The sequence below is a fragment of the Streptomyces sp. NPDC007917 genome (assembly GCF_042959105.1).
Taxonomy (GTDB): Bacteria; Actinomycetota; Actinomycetes; order Streptomycetales; family Streptomycetaceae; genus Streptomyces.
Window position 1 is genome coordinate 242,469 of sequence record NZ_JBIBKK010000010.1, and the last position, 16,662, is coordinate 259,130.

Below are 16,662 nucleotides of genomic sequence, written 5' to 3' on the forward strand. Positions count from 1 at the left end.
CCCTCGAAGACCGGTGAACCCCGCCGCCGGTCCGCCGTGTACCGGACCTCCAGCCCGGCTTGAGCCGCATTGCCGACCATCTCCCGCGTCCGGCACATCGAGTGCGGCGTCGGAGGAGAGAGAGTCCATGCGCTGGGAGAACATCCACATCGCCGCGGTCGGCACCTGGCTTCCGGAACCGGTGGCCGTCGAGGCCGCCGTACGGTCCGGGGAGCTGACCGAGGAGCGGTGCGAGGTCTTCGGCTACCGGTCGGTGCTCGTCGCCCCCGACGGGATCGCCCCGCCGGACATGGCCGTGCACGCCGCCGAGACGGCGCTCAAGCGCTCCGGCATCGCCCCCAAGGAGTTCGGGCTGCTGCTCCACGGCAGCCTGTGGTTCCAGGGCCTGGACGTCTGGCCGGCCGGCTCGTACATCGCCCAGCGCACGGTGGGGCGCACCGTGCCCGCGCTGGACGTACAGCAGCGCTGCAACATCGGGGTCGGCGGTATCGAGCTGGCCGCGACCCATCTGGCCGCCGGGGCGCGCGGCTCGGCGGTGATGCTCACCACCGCCGACCGCTGGGACGGTCCCGGGGTCAACCGGTGGTCCCTGCACGAGGACCATGTGTACGGGGACGGCGCCACCGCCATGGTCCTCTCCCGCCGGGGCGGATTCGCCCGGCTGCTGTCCACGGCGACCGTGGCCGACAACTCGCTGGAGCCGATGGCGCGCGGCGACGAGCCGTTCCACCCGGTGTCCCCGGCCGCGCGCACCCCGCTCGACCTGACCCGGCGGTCCCGCCAGTACAAGGCCGAACACGACGAGGACGAGGCCGCGCTGCGGCACGCCCGGGTGATGCTGCAGGCGAAGGTCAAGGCGCTGGCCGCCGCCCGCCTGCCCTCCTCCGCCCTGGCGAAGGTGGTGATCCCGGCGACCGGGCGGCGCAAGGGCGAGTACCAGCTGCACCATCTGCTCGGCGTGGAGGAGCGGCAGACCACCTGGGAGTACGGGCGCACCACGGGCCACATCGGCGGCGGGGACCTGGCCGCCGGTCTGGCCCACCTGGTGGAGACCGACGGCGTCAGGCCCGGTGACCGGGTGCTGCTGTTCGGCGGCGGGTCCGGGTTCACCTGCACCACCGCCCTCCTGGAGATCACCGAGGTCCCGCGGTGGACGTGACCACCGCCCCGGGCCCGCCCCAGGCCACCTCCGGCACCGTCCACGCCCTGCTGGAGACCGCCGCGGCCACCCGGCCGGACGCCTGGGCGGTGAGGGACCGTACGGGCGCGTGGACCTACCGCCAACTCGCCTCACACGCGGCGGCGTTCGCGGACTGGCTGGACGAGCGGGGCGTACGGCGCGGCGAGCGGGTGCTGGTCCGGGTCGGCAGCCGGCGGGAGTTCGCCGCCATGCTGTTCGGCACGGTGCGCCACGGGGCGGTGTTCGTCCCGGTCAATCCGGCGATGCGGCCGTTCCATCTGACCTCGGTGGCGGAGGACTGCGACCCCGCGCTCGTCGTCGCCCGCGCCGACGACCCCGCGACGCTGCCGGGGCTGCGGAAGGTGACGGGCCGCCCCGTCCATGACCTGGACGAGGTGTGGCGGTGTGTGGAGGCGCTGGCGCTACGGCCGCCGCCGAAGGCCGCCGCCGGGGATGAGTCGCCGGTGTCCCCCGACGACCTGGCGCTGCTCATCTACACCTCGGGCTCCACCGCCGCGCCCAAGGCCGTGATGTGCCCGCACACGGCCATCTGCTTCGCGGCCCGTGCCATCGCCTCCCGGCTGTGCTATCGCGCGGACGACGTCGTCCTCACCGCCCTCCCGCTCTCCTTCGACTACGGCCTCTACCAGATCCTCCTGGCCTCGCTCGCGGGCGCCGAGGCCGTCCTGACCGAGCCGGACCACCACGTCGGGCTGATGGCGGCGGTGCGCGAACACGGCGTCACCGTCGTCCCCGTGGTGCCCTCGCTCGCCGAGATGCTGCTCCGGCTGGCCGCCCGGGAGCGCTCCGCCGCCGCCCCGCCCGTCCGGCTGTTCACCAACACCGGCGCGGCGCTCACCTCCCCGCTGATCGCGGGGCTGCGGCGGGCGTTCCCGGGCGCGGCGGTGGCGCCGATGTTCGGCATCACCGAGTGCAAACGGATCACCGTGCTCGAACCCGACGGCGACCTCGCCAAACCGGGCTCCGTCGGCACCGCCCTGCCGGGCACCGTCGTGGCCGTCCTGGACGACGCGGGGCAGCCGCTGCCCGCCGGGCGCACCGGGCAGATCGCGGTCCGCGGCCCGCACGTCATGCGGGGCTACTGGCGGGCGCCCGAGCTCACCGCGGCCCGGTTCCGCACCGATCCGCTGACCGGCGAGGTGACCTTGCACACCGGCGACTTCGGCCATCTCGACGAGGACGGCCACCTCTACTTCCACGGGCGCCGCGACGACCTGTTCAAGCGGCGCGGCGTGCTGACCGGGGCGCTGGAGATCGAGGCGGCGGCGCTGGACATCGACGGGGTCACCGCCGCCGCCGTGCTCCCTCCCGGCCCGGAGGGGGACCTCACGCTCTTCGCCGTCACCGAGCTGACGCCGGAGCGCGTCCTCGGCTCGCTCGGCGAACGGCTGGAGGGCTCCAAGGTCCCGGCCGACTGCCGGGTCCTGGCCGCGCTCCCGCTCACCCCGAACGGCAAGACGGACAAGCAGCGGCTGCGGCGGATGCTCCGCACCTCCCCTCGCTAGCAGAACAGCTCCCCTCAGGAACAGACCCTCAGGAACAGACAAGGAAGAGGTCACCGCCATGCACTCGGATCGTTCCGGCCGGTCCGGCCCCTGGGAGCAGCGCTTCGAGGACCTGGTCCTCGGTGTCCTTCCCCAGCACTCCCGCCACGCGCCGCTCGACCCCGCCCTCGACCTGAAGACGGCCGGGCTCGACTCCATGGCCACCATCGAGCTCCTGGTCCGGCTGGAGGAGGCCTACGGCGTGGACTTCCCCGACGCCGCGCTGAGCGGGGAGACCTTCGCCACCCCCGCCGCGCTGTGGCGGGTGCTGACCGCGCAGCGCGACACCCCCGGCCCCGGCCCCGGCCCCGGCCCCGGCCCCGCCTCCGCCTCCGCCTCCGCCTCCCGCGAGGAGCCCACATGCGCGTCCTGATGACGACCACGCCCTCGCCGTCCCATCTGGCCCCGATGATCCCGCTCGCCTGGGCGCTGCGGGCCGCGGGCCACGAGGTGCTGGTGATGGGCCAGCCCGACATCCAGAAGACGGCCCACTCGGCCGGGCTGAGCAGCGTGAGCGTCGGCGCCCCGTACTACGGCAACGACTCGGTGCTGCCCTATCTGCCCCCGGGCATCCGGCCGCTGCAGGCCCTGGGCCGCGGCAACAAGGAGGTCCTGCCCGGCGCCGCCAAGGTGTACGCCACGCACGCCCGTTACCTGGTCCGCGGCTATCTGGACGTGGCCCGCGAGTGGCGGCCGGACCTGGTCGTGGGGGAACAGTTCGACTACACCTCGCTGATGATCGGCGGCGCCCTGGGCGTGCCCGCCGTCCACCACCGCTGGGGTGTGGACCCGCTGACCGGCCCGGCCCGGCCGATCGCCGCCATCTTCCTGGACGGGCTGTGCCGCCGTCTCGGCATGGACGGCCTGCCCGAGCCGCACGCCGTCCTCGACCCGTGTCCGCCCACGCTCCAGGCCCCGGACGCCGCGCCCGGCACACCCATCCGGTTCGTACCGTTCAACGGCGTGGGCACCAGGCCGGACTGGGTGGCCGAACGGCCGGCCGGCCGACGGGTGTGTGTCACCCTGGGCCGGCAGACCCTGGTCACGAACGGGCTGCCGCTGCTGCGCCATGTGCTGGAGGCGTTCGCCTCTTTGGACGGGTCGCGGGACGCGGGCGGGGCGGACGTCGAGGCCGTGGTGACCGTCGACCCGCGCTTCCGGGACCAGGTGGGCCCGGTGCCCTCCGCCGTACGCATCGTCGACCCCACCCCGCTGAACCTGTTCCTCCACACCTGCGACGCGGTCGTCCACCACGGCGGCTGCGGCAGCGCGCTGACGGCCACCGCGGCCGGGCTGCCCCAGCTCGTCCTGCCCCAGCTCCTGGACCAGTTCACCGTCGGCGAGGGACTGGCCGCCGCGGGCGCCGGGATCAGCCTGGACACCGCGGCGGCGCAGGACGACCCGGAGCGGGTGCGCGCCGCGATCTCCGCCCTGCTCTCGGACGAGGGACACCGCCGGGCCGCCGCGGAACTGGCGGACGAGGTACGGCACATGCCCTCGCCCGCGCGGGTCGCCGCGGACCTCGAACAGCTCGTCGCCACGGCCACCGACCGGGCCCCGGCCCTGGCCGCCGCGTCATGAGCACGGGGCCCGACCCGTCCACGAAATCCGCGACGCCCACCATGTCCGAGGGTCAGATCCAGCTCTTCTCGCTGGGTGCCCTGCTGACCATGCTGCTCTCGCTGCTCGACGAGAACATCGTGGCCACCGCCGCCTGGCCGATCGCCCAGGACCTCGACCCGGCCGGCGGCGTCGGCGCCATCCCCTGGCTGATCACCGCCTACGCCCTGGCCGCGACCGCGTCCCAGCCGCTGTACGGGAAGCTCAGCGACACGCTCGGCCCCCGGCGGGTCTACCTCTTCTCCGTCCTCGTCTTCCTCCTCGGCTCGGCGCTGTGCGGAACCGCCACCCACATGGGCCAGTTGATCGCCTACCGCGCCCTGCAGGGCCTGGGCGGCGGCGGGCTGATGAGCCTGACGCTGATCATCCTCGCCACCGTCTACCCGCCCCGGCAGGGCAGCGGCGGCGGTGGCATGGGCATGGGCGGCGGCCTGGTGGCCCTCGGCATCCTCGCCGGTCCGCTGCTCGGCGGGTTTCTGACCCAGCATCTGTCCTGGCGCTGGATCTTCTACGTCAATCTGCCGCTGGGCGCCGTCTCCATCGCCATCACCCTGGCCACCCTGCGGCTGCCGCACCGCGCCACCGGCCACCGCGTGGATGTGACGGGCGCGGCGCTGGTCACCGCGGGCGCCACCGGGCTGCTGCTGGTCGCCGAGTGGGGCGGGGAGCACTACGCCTGGTCCTCCGCGCCGATCCTGGCGCTGGGCGCGGCGAGCACCGCGCTGCTCGTGCTGTTCTGCTGGTGGGAGACGCGGGTGGCGGACCCGATCCTGCCGATGTCGCTCTTCCGCGACCCGGTGTTCCGGATCGCCGCCCCGCTGCAGTTCCTCGGTGGTTTCGCGGTGCTGGCCTCCCCGCTGTTCATCGTCGCCTATCTGCAGATCGCCCGGGGCGTGCCGGCGGGCGACGCCGGGCTGCGGCTGGCCCCGGTGGCCGCGGGGGTGATGGTCGTCATGGGCGTGTCCGGGGTGGTGATCACCCGGATCGGGCGCTACAAGCCGCTGCTCGTGGCGAACACCGCCGTCGCGGCGCTCGCCCTGGCCCTGTTCGGCACGGTCGACGCGCACACCTCGGGGCTGGCGCTCGGGCTGCTGCTGGTGCTGCTCGGCATCGGGCTCGGCGGGGTCGTACAGGTCGTCCTGCAGACCGCTCAGGCGGCCGCGCCGCCCGGCAGTCTCGGCGTCATCACCACCGGCACCCGGTTCTTCCTGATGCTGGGCAAGGCGTGCGGGGCCGCGGTGCTCGGCGCGGTCCTGGAGCACCGCTACTCCGGACACCCGGGCACGGCACACGCGGTGCACGCCTACGTCCTGGCCACCGACACGGTGTTCCGGTGCGCCGCCGGGGTGATGCTGGCCGGTCTCGCGCTCGCGCTCCTCATCCCGGACGTACGGCTGACCGCCCCCGGCCCCCGGCCCGCCACCACCCCCGCCGCCCCCACGCCCACCGCCCCCGCCGACGCCCCGCAACCGTCCACCTGAGGAGAGCAGATGCGCGTCCTGATGATGTCCACCCCCGTGTCCTCCCACTTCGCGCCCCTGGTGCCACTGGCCTGGGCGCTGCGCAGCGCGGGACACGAGGTGCTGGTGGCCGGGCAGCCGGATGTGATGGGCCCGGCCCGCTCCGCGGGGCTGAGCGCCGTGAGCATCGGCGACTGGTTCCACGTCGACGACCTGCTGCTCGGCGGCCTCCCGGAGGGCAAACGGCTCGTCGAGTCGCTCGGCCGCCCCGCGTCGGAGCAGGTGGCCGGGGCGGCCCGGATGTGGATGGTGCACACCAAGTACCTGCTGCCCGACTACCTCGACTTCGCCCGCGCCTACCGCCCCGACCTGATCGTCTCCGATCTGCTGGAGTACACCGCGCCGATCCTCGGCGGGGTGCTGGGCGTGCCGGTGGCGCACTACCGCTGGGGCGTCGACCCGTACACCCGCCCCGCGCGCCCGGCGGCGCGCCTCGCCCTCCAGGGGGTGTGCGAGCGCCTGGGCCTGGACGGGCTGCCCGACCCCACCGTGCTGCTCGACCCCTGCCCGCCCGCGCTCCAGCTCCCGACGGCGGAGCCGGGCACCCCGATCCGGTACGTGCCCGCCAACGGCAGCGGTGTCATGCCGGACTGGCTGCGCGACGAGGCCGTCGCCCGGGCGGGCTCCCGGCCCCGGCGGGTGGCCGTCTCCATGGGACTGCGCACCCTCGTCCTCAACGGCGTCCCGCATCTGCGGCAGGTGCTGCGGGCCTTCGAGGGGCTGTCGGACGTCGAGGCGGTCGCGACCGTCGAGCAGGAGTACCGCGAGGAGCTTGGCCCGGTCCCGGACAACGTACGGATCATCGACCCCACGCCGCTGCATCTGTTCCTCGGCGGCTGTGCGGCGGTGATCCACCACGGCGGGGCCGGCACCGCGCTCACCGCCTCGGCCTTCGGCCTGCCGCAGCTCGTACTGCCGCAGCTGGCCTGCATGTTCGCCACCGGCGACCGGCTGGCCGCGGTGGGCGCGGGCATCACGCTCGACGACGCGGCCCGCCAGGACGACCCCGAGGTGCTGCGCGAGTGTCTGACCACGCTGCTGTCCGAGCCCGGCTACGCCAAGGCGGCCGGGGAGCTGCGGCAGGACATGGAGCGGATGCCGGTGCCCTCGCGGGTCGTCGCCGACCTGGAGCAGTTGGCCCAGCCGCAGCCGGTGTGAGGGGCCTTGGGGACGTGTGGGAGGGCCGGCCCCGCGGGGCCGGCCCTCAGTCGGTCCGCCACTCGGGCCGGCTCAGGCCGCGCGGCTGGCCGCGCCGTCCATGGAGGCCTCGGCCATCACCTCGTAGATCTCCTCACCGGGCCCCGCCGCGGCCCGCGCCGCCTCGGCGTCCCGTACCCGCACCAGGCTCACACCGCCGCCCTTGCGGCGGTCTGAGGCGATCACCGAGCCGGAGACGAAGCCCGCGCGGCGGGACGCGGCGTCGAGCCGTGCCGGCAGCGGCGCCTCGTCGCCCGGCTCGTGGGAGGTCACCACGCAGTACTGCCCCACCCCGTCGCCGGCCGCCTCCGCCGCGTCCGCCTCCGGAGCGCGGGCCGAGGCCAGCACCGGGCCGTGGTCGTTGACCAGGTCGGCGAGTTCCATCAGCCCGGCGGCGGTGAGCAGGAGGAAGTCCGGGACCATGACGGCGGCCTTGTAGGACGGGTTGTCCCGCCACTCGGTGACGATGACGTGCCGGTCGGGGTGGTCGGGCGACCGCAGCAGCGAGGTGCGCAGAAATCCGTGCTGGGTCGTCATGTATTCGCGGTAGCCGTCGAACGCCTCCTCGAAGGCCTCCGTGTCCTGCTTGTGCCTGTCCGTCAGCACAAAGCGCGCGACCACCGTCACAGGGGCGGGGCCGTGCTTCTTCTCCGGCATGACATAACCCTTTCGTGTGAGCCGTCCGAGATACGGATCGACGAATTGCCGTACGCGATGCGGTGGAGGATCTTGCGGTAGAGCGGCGTGTGCCGCAGCACCCGGGCGAGGCGGGGGCGCACCCGGGTGGCGAAGGCGCCCTGCGAGAGCATCGCCTTGCTCTGCAGGGCCTGCAGCCGCATGACGGCCGCGATGTCGGGGCTCCGGCGCTCCTCGAACGCCCTGAGGCGCGCCGCGCCGGTGTCCCCCGCGGCCAGCGCCCCGACCAGGACCGGGTGGAGCACCACCGCGTCCTGGACGGCGAGGTTGATGCCCTGGGCGCCGATCGGGCTGTGGGTGTGGGCGGCGTCGCCGATCAGCACAAGGCCGTCGTCGGCCCAGCGCTCGGCCCGCGACGAGAAGACGTCCAGCAGGCTGAGATCGCCCTGCGAGCGGATCTGTTCACGGATGAGGTGGGCGTACGGCGGCACGGCGCGGCAGAGCTCGTCCCTGACGTGGTCCAGGCCCTGCCCGGCGATATCGCGATACCCCTTGTGCGGCAGGGTCCAGCCGATCTGGATGCGGTCGGGCCAGGAGGCGTAGACGAGCACGGGGCTGCCGCCGGCGCGGAAGACGCGCACATCGCGGAGGGGCGGCTCGAGGCGGTCGCTTCCGCTCTCGTTCCTGGTCCGGTCTCTGTCCGGGACTGTGCTCTGCTGCTTGTTCTGGCTTCTGCTCTCCTTGAGCTTGAACCACAGCACATCGTGGTCGAACGCCTCCGTGCGCCCCGCCCCGATGCCCGCCAGCCGCCGGATCCGCGAATAGCGGCCGTCCGCGCCGACGACCACCCGGGCCCGCACGGTGCACGGGCCCACCGGCCCGGCCGCCGTGACGCCGGCCACCCGGCCCTCCCGGCGCACAAGACCGCCGACCCGCCGCCCCTCCAGCCACCGGAAACCGGTGAAGCGGAGGCAGTGCGCGAGCAGTTCGTCCAGCACATGCGCCTGCGGGATGCTCAGCAGGTGGTCGTACGGAGCGGGCAGCAGCCGGTAGTCGGCCTCCAGCAGCACCCGGTCCCCCTCGACCAGGCGGAACCGGTCGTGCTCGTGTCCGCCGCGCGCCCGGGCCCCGGCCAGCACGCCGAGGTCGTCGAGCAGCGCCATCGCGCCGGGCTGCAGGATCTCGCCGCGGAACTCCCGGTGGTGGCTGCGGGAGCGCTCCACCACCGTCACCCGCGCCCCCGAGCGCAGCATCAGCAGCGCCAGGACCAGCCCCGCCGGACCGCCGCCGACCACGCACACATCGGTGTCGAACTCCTCCTCCGCCATCTGCGCTCCCTTCTGACGCGCCGCCGGTGCGCTCACGCGCGCAGCCCCAGACCGCCGTCGGCGGTGATCACCTGGCCCTGGATCCAGCCCGCCTCCGCCGTGCACAGCAGGGCCACCACATCGGCGACGTCGGCCGGTGTGGTCAGCCGGCCGCCGGGGGTGCGCGCGGCAAGCGCCGCGGCGGCCGCCGGGTCGGGGGTGTCGGGACCCTTGTCGAGCTTCGCGGTGGCGACCGCGTTGACCGCGATCCGGCGGCCCGCCAGCTCCACGGCGAGATAGCCCACCAGGCTCTCCAGCGCCGCCTTGGCGATGCCGGGGCCGACATAGCGCGGCACGGCGCGGTGGGCCCCGCTGCTGGACACCGCGACGATCCGCCCGGGCCCGCCCGCCATGAGGTCGGCGATCGCGGAGGCGCCGTGCAGCAGTGGGTCCAGTGCGGCCGAGAGGTCGGCCCGTACGTCCTCGGGGCGCGCCCCGACCGCCGGCATCGGGTGCCAGGACGCGACGCTGTGCACGAAGACGTCCAGCCGGCCGTACCGCTCGCGCACCGCGGCCAGCAGCGCGTGCAGCTGCTCGGGGCAGGTGACATCCGCCCGCCGGGCGATCGCGCTGCCCTTGAGCCCCGACAGATCGCGCAGCGCGCGTTCGGCGTCCGCCTCGCTGTGCGCGTAGTCGAGGATCACCTGGGCGCCCGCGGCGGCCAGCTTGCGGGCCACCGCGAAGCCGACGCCGCGCGTCGCCCCCGTCACCAGCGCGACCTTTCCGTCGAGCCCCAGCGTGGCCGAGTCAGCCGACACGTGCGGTTCAGCCCACACGTGCGGTTCAGCCGACACGATCCGCCGCTTTCACCGCCGCGGCCTGCGCGGCGAGGTGCACGGCGCACTCGGCCGTGCCGTTGGCCGGGGCGTCGGCGCGGGCCGCCCGCCAGGCGTCCACATCCGACCACCAGGTGACGAAGGTGTAGTGGCCGGGCCGCGTCAGCGAGCGGCTGAGGTCGGCGTGGAGAAAGCCCGGTCGCGCCGTCAGGGCACCGGCGTACTCCCGGTAGGAGTCGTCGAACGCGTCGAGGCTGGGACCGGCCCCCTCAATGCCCAGCCGCTCGACGACCACCACCGGCGCGCCCTCCGTGACATCGCCGCCCGTCCGCAGCACATTGCGGGACGGGTCGGCGTCCACCTCCACCAGTTCGTGGAACTCCTCGGCGTGTGCCTGGAACACCTCGCTGCCCCGCACCCGCTGGAACGACTCGGGCGAGCGCCAGCGGCCGAGGTTGACGTACACCCCGGGCCGCTCCACCAGCCGCACCGCCTGGTGCGAGTCGAAGCCGTCCTGGGCGCGCATCCACGCCACGTGGTCGAGGAAGCGCCGCTCGAACTCATCGGCCCGGCCGTGGTCCTTGAGCGTGAAGGTGTTGATGACGGTGAACAGACCGGTCGGGTGGTCCACGGTTCGGCCTTCCTGGGTTCGGACAGTGGCGTGGGCGCGGGGTCGCGTCCGAAGGCGCGCCATGAGGGCGTCGCGCAGGGCGCGGCGGCGCACCTTTCCGTTCGCGTTGCGCGGGATGGCCTCCACCGCTTCGATGTGGTGGAGCCGCTGGTAGTACGGGACCTGGTCGGCCACGGCCGCCGCGATGGCCGCCGGACGGCCGTCGTCCGGCCCGCCCGCATCCGGCTGGAGCACCACCAGCGCGGCGGCGAGCGCGCCCCGCGCGGGGTCCGGCAGGCCGAAGACCACGGCCTCGCGGACCTGTTCGTGGCCGAGCAGCACCTGCTCGATCTCGGTCGGCGCGACGAGGAAGTTGTCGCATTTGAACGTGTCCCCGAGCCGGTCGACCAGGAACAGCCGCCCCTCCTCGTCGATCCGGCCGACGTCGCCGGTGGAGAACCAGCCGCCGTCCTCCAGGCCGGTGCCGTCCGGGCCGCCGAGATAGCCCTTCATCACCTGCGGGCCGCGCACCTGCACCTCGCCCACCTCGCCGGGCGCGAGCACCGTACGGCGCTCGACGTCCACGACCCGGCACTCGGTGCCCGCCACCGGGCGGCCCACCGAGCCGGGCACCGGGCGGCCGGGGTCGTCGCTGTGGGTCAGCGGGGAGGTCTCGGCGAGCCCGTACCCCTGGAACACCGGCACCCCGAACCGCTCGGCGAGCCGCGCCGCGTCCCGCACCGGAAGCGCCGAGCCGCCGGACGCGATCTGCCGCACGGTCGCGAGCCGCAACCCCTCAAGGGCGCGGGCGCGCGCGGGGTCGGCGGCGAGCCGGGCGAGACGGGCGAGGCGGACCGGAAGGCTGTAGAAGTGCGTGGCGGAGTGCCGGTTGGCCGCCTCGACCGCGTCGATCGGGTCGGGGGCGGCGCACAGCACCTGGGTGGCGCCCGCGAACACGGCCGAGTTGAGGTGCATGGGGTGGTAGGTGGGCAGGTGGTTGAGGGCGACCGAGCCGTGGCCGACGCGGTGTGCCTCGGCGATCTGCGCGGCGTTGACGACCAGATTGCGATGGGTGAGCCGCACGGCCTTGGGCAGCCCCGTCGTCCCGCTGGTGAACTGGACGCACACCACGTCGTCCGGGCCCACCGCGCCCGGCGGCCCGGCCGGCGTCCGCGGCTCCAGGACGTCGTCCAGACGCGGTACGCCCGGAGGGGCCCCGGGCTCGACCGGGCCGATCAGCACCACCTCCCGCAGCGCGGGCAGCCGGTCGCGCACCGGGGCGAGCCGCGCGTACAGCCCGGCGTCCACCAGCGCCAGCCGCGCCTCGCTCACCGACAGGGTGTGCAGCAGCGCCTCCTCGCGCAGCAGCGGATTGACCACCGCCACCACGTTTCCGCTGCGCGCGGCCGCGTAATAGGCCACGGCGAAGTCCGGGTGCAGCACGGAGGCGACTGCCACCGCCGCCCTCTCCCGCCCCGGCAGCAGCCGGCGCATGGCGTACGCGGCGCGCGAGACCCGCAGGTCGAGGCCCGCGAAGTCCAGCTCGGCCGCCTCCTGGCCGGGGGCGTTTGTGCCCCACACGAGCGCGGTCCGCGTGGGGTGGGCGCGGGCGGCAGTGGCGGGCAGCCCGTCGAGCCGTTCGGTGGTGCCGACCGTCCCGGCCCCGCCGCTCGCCTCACCCACGAGTGGCCGCCGCCTCCGCGAACGCCCGCGCGTGGCGCAGCGTCGTGGTGCTGTTGGTGCTCAGCGCGCGCTGCACATACGCGCGGGCGTCGGCGACGGTCTTGTCGGGGCCGAGCACCCGCTCCACCGCGGCCGGGTTGAGGATCACGGTGTGCCGGGAGGTGACGGCCACCCCGTCGCCCGCCGGGGTGATCGTCCAGCTCCCGGTGTGCGCGGTCATCAGCGCGGGCACGGTGGTCTGCTTGTAGACGATGCGGTCCGGTCCGAAGCAGACCCGTACGGACTCGGTGGTGTGCACCGAGCCGTCGGCGGTACGGGTGTCCATGGCCATCACCTGCACCCGCGGTTCGGCCGCGCCCGCCGCCCCTTCGCCGGCCGGGTCCTCCTTGAGGTCGAGCCTGGACACATGCGGCAACCGCTCGGGCCACAGATCGGCGCGGTACAGATAGTCGTAGATCAGCGCGGGGTCACCCGCCGTGAACACCGTGTCCTCGAAGGAGAACTCCAATTCCCCCAGCTGTTCGCCGAGTTCCGCGAGTTTCTTCACCGCCGCCAGCTCGGACTCGCTGTTGCGGTCCACCGCCGCGGTGATCCAGCGGACACCCGACGGGTCGTCGTCGACCGCGCGGAAGTCATGGCGCAGCTCGAGCCGGGACACGTTCTCCCCGTGGGCGGTGACGATCCACTCACCTCCCATGGCCGCCACCGGTGGCGCGGACACCTCCTGCCGGAAGGTGACGCGCAGCCCGTCCGGGTCCAGCTCACGGCGCGAGGTCCAGTTCTTGACCACGCCGCCCGCGGTGGCCCAGATCCGGATCCGCTCGCCGCCGGGCGTCCGCTCCAGGTGTTCGACGTGCACGTTGGGGGCGAAGCGCTGGGGCCAGTCGGCGACGTCGGCGACGATGCCGTACACGGTGCGGGCCGGTGCCAGCACGGTGATGGCGTGGGTGGTGAGGTATGTCTCGGTGGTGGTCACGGCACCCGTTCCCCTCAGTAATTGCCCAGCCCGCCACAGACGTTGAGCGCCTGGGCGGTGATGGACGCGGCGGTGTCGGTGACCAGATAGCCGACCAGGCCCGCCACCTCCTGTGGTGTGGAGTAGCGGCCGAGCGGGATCTTGGCCTGGAAGCGTTCGAGGATGGCCTGCTCGGTGGTTCCGTACACCGCCGCGTACCCCTGGCGGACGCGCTCGGCCATCGGCGTCTCGACATATCCGGGGCACACCGCGTTGACCGTGATGCCGGTCTTGGCCAGCTCGAGGCCGACCGCCTTGGTGAAGCCGACCACTCCGTGCTTGGAGGCCGAGTACGGGGCGCCGAGCACGACGCCCTGCTTGCCTCCGGTGGACGCGATGTTGACGATCCGGCCCCAGCCGCGCTCCCGCATCCCGCCCTCGGCCAGCACCTCGCGCGTGGTGAGGAAGACGCTGTTGAGGTTGGTGTCGATCACGTCGTACCACAGCTCGTCGGCCAGCCCGACGGTCTCGCCGCCGCCGCTGCGCCCGGCGTTGTTGACCAGGACGTCGATCCGGCCGTACCGGCCGGTCGCCGCCGCCACCAGGTCGCGCACGCCCTTCCGCTTGCTCACGTCGGCGGGGACACCGTCCGCCTCGTGGCCCGCGGCCCGCAGCTCCTTGACGGTCATCTCCACGGACTCGGCGGTCCGCGCGCAGATGAAGACCGCGAAGTCCGCCGCCGCCAGGCCCCGCGCCACCGCGAGACCGATTCCGCTCGTGCCTCCGGTGACCAGTGCCACCCGCCGCTCGTCGCTCGCCATGCGCGTCGTCCTCCCCGGGCTCCCTGAGTGCGTTGTCTGCACCGAGAGTGACCGTGGGCTCTCGATCCTCGATCGCACGGCGGTCGAGCGGCCGTTCCACCGCCCGTCAAGGGGCGTACGAGGGCCCGCGGCGACGCTGGCGCACACCACACCGGAACCGAGCGCACGCGAGAGAGGGACCGCCATGACCGTCGCGGCACGCCCCGCCACCGCACCAGCCGGACCCGCCGCCGCAGCACCCGCCGCCGGGCCTGCCGAGCTGTACGCGGAGATCCAGCAGTTCTACGCCCACCAGATGCGGCTGCTCGACGACGGCGAGGCCGAGGCCTGGGCGGAGACCTTCGCCGAGGACGGCGTCTTCGCCGCCAACGCCCACCCCGAGCCGTTCAGCGGCCGGGCGGCCATCGCCGCCGGCGCCCGCCAGGCCACCGACGACTTCGCCGCGCGGGGCGTCAGGCGCCGCCACTGGCTGGGCATGCTCTCACTCGAACCGAAGGACGAGAACACCGTCTTCGTCCGCTCCTACGCCCAGGTCCTGGAGACCCCGCGCGCCGGGCAGCCCGTCCTGCGGGCCTCCACCACCTGCGCGGACCTGCTGGTGCGGCGCGACGGCAGGTGGCTGGTGCTCGACCGTCGGGTCCACCGCGACGACCTGGACTGATCACGTGCGGGTGCTGTTCGCCACATGGGCCGAGCCCGGCCATCTGTTCAGCCTGGTGCCGCTGGCCTGGGCCTGCCGGGCCGCCGGGCACGACGTACGGCTCGCCGCCCCGCCCTCGTGCATGGCGTCGGCGGCGCGGGCCGGGCTGACCGGGGTGCCCGTCGGCCGGGACGTGGCCGTGGAGCAGATCAGGAGCCGCGCGGACCTCGCGCCCTGGCGCAGCCCCGGCCGCTGGCCGGAGGGCTGGGCGTCGCGGCCCGGTCTGCTGGACGGGGCACAGCAGGCGGTGCTCCGCGCGCTGGCCGACAAGCAGTTCGCGGTCGCGGACGCGATGGCCGACGACCTCCTCGCCCTCGCCCGCCACTGGCGGCCCGATGTGGTCGTCCACGACGCGCTGTGCTTCGCGGGCACGGTGGCCGCCGCCGCGCTCGGCGTCCCCGCCTACGGGCACGGCTGGGGCACGGCCACCATCATGCGGGTGGAGAACCACGAGCTGGGCGCCCGTCCGCTGCCGGGCTACCCGCGTCTGTTCGAGCGCCACGGCGTGCCCCCGCGCTCCGGCCCCACCGCCTGGTTCGACCCCTGCCCGCCCGCGCTGCGCCTCCCCGATCCGGCGCCGCGCCCCCGGCTCGATGTGCGCTACGTGCCGTACAACGGCCCCGGGGACGTGGCGCGCTGGGTGCTGGAGGAGCGCGCCAGGCCACGGGTGTGCGTCACGGCGGGGGTCTCCGGGCACAAGGTCCGCCCCGGCGCCCTGCCCCCCTTGCTGACGCGGACCGCCGACGCCCTGGCCGGCCGGGGTCTTGAAGTGGTGCTCGCGATCAGCGCGGACCAGGCGCGGACGCTGACCTCGGCCCCGCGGAAGGCGCGTGTCGCGGTGGGCCTGCCCATGTCCGAGCTGCTGCCCACCTGCGCGGCCGTGGTCCACCACGGCGGCTCGGGCACCGGCCTCACGGCGGCCGCGGCCGGAACCCCGCAGCTGGTGCTGGCGCAGATCCCGGTCACCGCCGAGATCGGCGAACGCCTGCACCGCCACGGCGCCGGACTCATCCTGCCGCCCGAGCGGCAGTCCGACCCCGCCGCCGTCAGCGAAGCGGTCGAGGCCCTGGTGGACGACGCCCGCCACGCCCGCGCCGCCGCCCGTCTCCGCGCGGAGGTGCTGCGCATGCCGAGCCCCGCCGACCGCGTCACCGCCCTGGAGGAGGCTGCGGCCGCATAGGGCTCAGCCGCGCGGGCGGGCGTGGATGTCGAGGCCGCTCGTCCCGGGCGCCTCCACGCCCGGCAGCAGCCGCATGTCGCGGCCGTAGTCGCCGCCGTCGAGCGTCCGGAACGGGACCGGCTCGTCCGTGAAGAGGCGGTCGAGCCGCCGCCCGTACGCCCGCTTGACCTCCTCGAACCGCTCCTCGGACACATCCAGCGAGCCGTACAGCGCGAACGGTTCGAGCGGTGCCATGCCGGTGAACCAGAACAGGCCGTGCTGGAGCGGGAAGAGGACGTCCGACAGCCGCCCGTGGATGCCCCGGTCGGCGAACGCCGACTCGCGGGCGCCGACCGTCACCGACACCAGCGCCCGCCGCCCCGCCAGGGCGCCCTCGCTGTACGGCGGGGGGACGGCCGGGCCGTGGGCGAACTGATGAGTGAACACCCGGTCGATCCAGCCCTTCAGGATCGCGGGCACCGAGAACCACCACATCGGGAACTGCAGGATCACCGCGTCCGACCAGAGCACCTTCTCCTGCTCCGCCGCGATGTCCGGCGACAGCCGCCCCGCCAGGGTGGCCTCACCCGAGGCCGTCAGCACATCAAGACGCCGGTCCCCTCCGTGGTCGGGGAAGTCGTCGGCGTCCACCGCCGCCTTCCACTTCATCGCGTAGAGGTCGGACACCCGCACCTCGTGCCCCGCCGCGCGCAGTTCCTCGGCCGCGAAGGAGGTCAGGGAGGTGGTGAGGGAACGGGGCTCGGGGTGGGCGCTGACGATCAGGATCTTCTTCCGCCGCTGCGGCGTGGCTTTGGTCATGCACACCACGCTGCCCCGGGCGCGGCACCGTAGCCAGAACCCTGTGTGACCGGC

The 16,662-nt window shown here is 74.3% G+C and carries 15 protein-coding genes; 8 read left to right on the top strand and 7 right to left on the bottom strand.

Annotated elements, in window-relative coordinates; genetic code table 11:
• Positions 1 to 127: 127 nt before the first annotated feature.
• The 6 genes from ACFZDL_RS22245 to ACFZDL_RS22270 are packed head-to-tail and all read left to right on the top strand — an operon-like array spanning position 128 to position 7,043.
• Complete coding sequence (locus tag ACFZDL_RS22245; RefSeq protein ID WP_353593655.1) at positions 128 to 1,159, top strand: ketoacyl-ACP synthase III family protein; 1,032 nt, start codon at positions 128 to 130, stop codon at positions 1,157 to 1,159.
• On the top strand, positions 1,150 to 2,706 hold the full coding sequence (locus ACFZDL_RS22250) for an AMP-binding protein (RefSeq protein ID WP_353593656.1): 1,557 nt from the start codon (positions 1,150 to 1,152) through the stop codon (positions 2,704 to 2,706). Before ACFZDL_RS22245 ends, ACFZDL_RS22250 begins: the two co-directional genes overlap by 10 nt.
• Before the next feature lie 58 nt (positions 2,707 to 2,764).
• Positions 2,765 to 3,118 carry a phosphopantetheine-binding protein gene (locus tag ACFZDL_RS22255; protein WP_353593657.1) on the top strand — a complete coding sequence of 118 codons (354 nt, stop codon included), beginning with the start codon at positions 2,765 to 2,767 and terminating at the stop codon, positions 3,116 to 3,118.
• Positions 3,106 to 4,326 (top strand): nucleotide disphospho-sugar-binding domain-containing protein, encoded by a 1,221-nt coding sequence (locus tag ACFZDL_RS22260; protein ID WP_353593658.1) that lies wholly within the window; start codon positions 3,106 to 3,108, stop codon positions 4,324 to 4,326. Before ACFZDL_RS22255 ends, ACFZDL_RS22260 begins: the two co-directional genes overlap by 13 nt.
• Positions 4,323 to 5,846, top strand: a complete 1,524-nt coding sequence (locus ACFZDL_RS22265) for an MFS transporter (RefSeq protein WP_353593659.1) — start codon at positions 4,323 to 4,325, stop codon at positions 5,844 to 5,846. Before ACFZDL_RS22260 ends, ACFZDL_RS22265 begins: the two co-directional genes overlap by 4 nt.
• Before the next feature lie 9 nt (positions 5,847 to 5,855).
• Positions 5,856 to 7,043: a nucleotide disphospho-sugar-binding domain-containing protein gene (locus tag ACFZDL_RS22270; protein WP_353593660.1), complete on the top strand. Its 1,188-nt coding sequence runs from the start codon at positions 5,856 to 5,858 to the stop codon at positions 7,041 to 7,043.
• A 72-nt stretch (positions 7,044 to 7,115) separates the two neighbouring features.
• Here the strand turns inward: ACFZDL_RS22270 and ACFZDL_RS22275 are convergent, their stop codons facing one another.
• From ACFZDL_RS22275 to ACFZDL_RS22300, 6 genes are read right to left on the bottom strand one after another with little or no spacing between them, the layout of a single operon-like run.
• Positions 7,116 to 7,739, bottom strand: coding sequence for an antibiotic biosynthesis monooxygenase family protein (locus ACFZDL_RS22275; protein ID WP_353593661.1), 624 nt, complete (start codon positions 7,737 to 7,739; stop codon positions 7,116 to 7,118).
• Positions 7,706 to 9,046: an FAD-dependent monooxygenase gene (locus ACFZDL_RS22280; protein WP_353593662.1), complete on the bottom strand. Its 1,341-nt coding sequence runs from the start codon at positions 9,044 to 9,046 to the stop codon at positions 7,706 to 7,708. Before ACFZDL_RS22280 ends, ACFZDL_RS22275 begins: the two co-directional genes overlap by 34 nt.
• A 32-nt stretch (positions 9,047 to 9,078) precedes the next feature.
• Positions 9,079 to 9,843: an SDR family oxidoreductase gene (locus ACFZDL_RS22285; RefSeq protein ID WP_353593663.1), complete on the bottom strand. Its 765-nt coding sequence runs from the start codon at positions 9,841 to 9,843 to the stop codon at positions 9,079 to 9,081.
• Positions 9,844 to 9,868: 25 nt separating this feature from the next.
• Entirely contained in the window at positions 9,869 to 12,154 is a 2,286-nt protein-coding gene (locus ACFZDL_RS22290; RefSeq protein WP_353593664.1) for an AMP-binding protein, read from the bottom strand.
• Positions 12,147 to 13,130, bottom strand: a complete 984-nt coding sequence (locus ACFZDL_RS22295; protein WP_353593665.1) for an aromatase/cyclase — start codon at positions 13,128 to 13,130, stop codon at positions 12,147 to 12,149. The genes ACFZDL_RS22290 and ACFZDL_RS22295 overlap by 8 nt, the downstream gene beginning before the upstream one ends.
• 14 nt (positions 13,131 to 13,144) lie before the next feature.
• Complete coding sequence (locus ACFZDL_RS22300) at positions 13,145 to 13,930, bottom strand: SDR family NAD(P)-dependent oxidoreductase (RefSeq protein WP_353593666.1); 786 nt, start codon at positions 13,928 to 13,930, stop codon at positions 13,145 to 13,147.
• A gap of 184 nt (positions 13,931 to 14,114) precedes the next feature.
• On the opposite strand from ACFZDL_RS22300, the gene ACFZDL_RS22305 reads away from it, so the two are divergent.
• Both ACFZDL_RS22305 and ACFZDL_RS22310 read left to right on the top strand, forming a co-directional pair.
• Positions 14,115 to 14,591, top strand: coding sequence for a nuclear transport factor 2 family protein (locus ACFZDL_RS22305; protein WP_353593667.1), 477 nt, complete (start codon positions 14,115 to 14,117; stop codon positions 14,589 to 14,591).
• A 4-nt stretch (positions 14,592 to 14,595) separates the two neighbouring features.
• Entirely contained in the window at positions 14,596 to 15,810 is a 1,215-nt protein-coding gene (locus tag ACFZDL_RS22310; RefSeq protein ID WP_353593668.1) for a nucleotide disphospho-sugar-binding domain-containing protein, read from the top strand.
• 3 nt (positions 15,811 to 15,813) lie between these two features.
• On the opposite strand, the gene ACFZDL_RS22315 is transcribed toward ACFZDL_RS22310, so the two are convergent.
• Positions 15,814 to 16,608: an NAD(P)H-dependent oxidoreductase gene (locus ACFZDL_RS22315; RefSeq protein ID WP_353593669.1), complete on the bottom strand. Its 795-nt coding sequence runs from the start codon at positions 16,606 to 16,608 to the stop codon at positions 15,814 to 15,816.
• Positions 16,609 to 16,662: the final 54 nt, after the last annotated feature.

What these genes read in the sequence shown, in the direction of transcription:
- ACFZDL_RS22280 (WP_353593662.1), bottom strand. Translation starts at nt 9,046, where the DNA reads ATGGCGGAGGAGGAGTTCGACACCGATGTGTGCGTGGTCGGCGGCGGT.
- ACFZDL_RS22270 (WP_353593660.1), top strand. Translation starts at nt 5,856, where the DNA reads ATGCGCGTCCTGATGATGTCCACCCCCGTGTCCTCCCACTTCGCGCCC.
- ACFZDL_RS22265 (WP_353593659.1), top strand. Translation starts at nt 4,323, where the DNA reads ATGAGCACGGGGCCCGACCCGTCCACGAAATCCGCGACGCCCACCATG.
- ACFZDL_RS22260 (WP_353593658.1), top strand. Translation starts at nt 3,106, where the DNA reads ATGCGCGTCCTGATGACGACCACGCCCTCGCCGTCCCATCTGGCCCCG.
- ACFZDL_RS22255 (WP_353593657.1), top strand. Translation starts at nt 2,765, where the DNA reads ATGCACTCGGATCGTTCCGGCCGGTCCGGCCCCTGGGAGCAGCGCTTC.
- ACFZDL_RS22315 (WP_353593669.1), bottom strand. Translation starts at nt 16,608, where the DNA reads ATGACCAAAGCCACGCCGCAGCGGCGGAAGAAGATCCTGATCGTCAGC.
- ACFZDL_RS22300 (WP_353593666.1), bottom strand. Translation starts at nt 13,930, where the DNA reads ATGGCGAGCGACGAGCGGCGGGTGGCACTGGTCACCGGAGGCACGAGC.
- ACFZDL_RS22275 (WP_353593661.1), bottom strand. Translation starts at nt 7,739, where the DNA reads ATGCCGGAGAAGAAGCACGGCCCCGCCCCTGTGACGGTGGTCGCGCGC.
- ACFZDL_RS22245 (WP_353593655.1), top strand. Translation starts at nt 128, where the DNA reads ATGCGCTGGGAGAACATCCACATCGCCGCGGTCGGCACCTGGCTTCCG.
- ACFZDL_RS22305 (WP_353593667.1), top strand. Translation starts at nt 14,115, where the DNA reads ATGACCGTCGCGGCACGCCCCGCCACCGCACCAGCCGGACCCGCCGCC.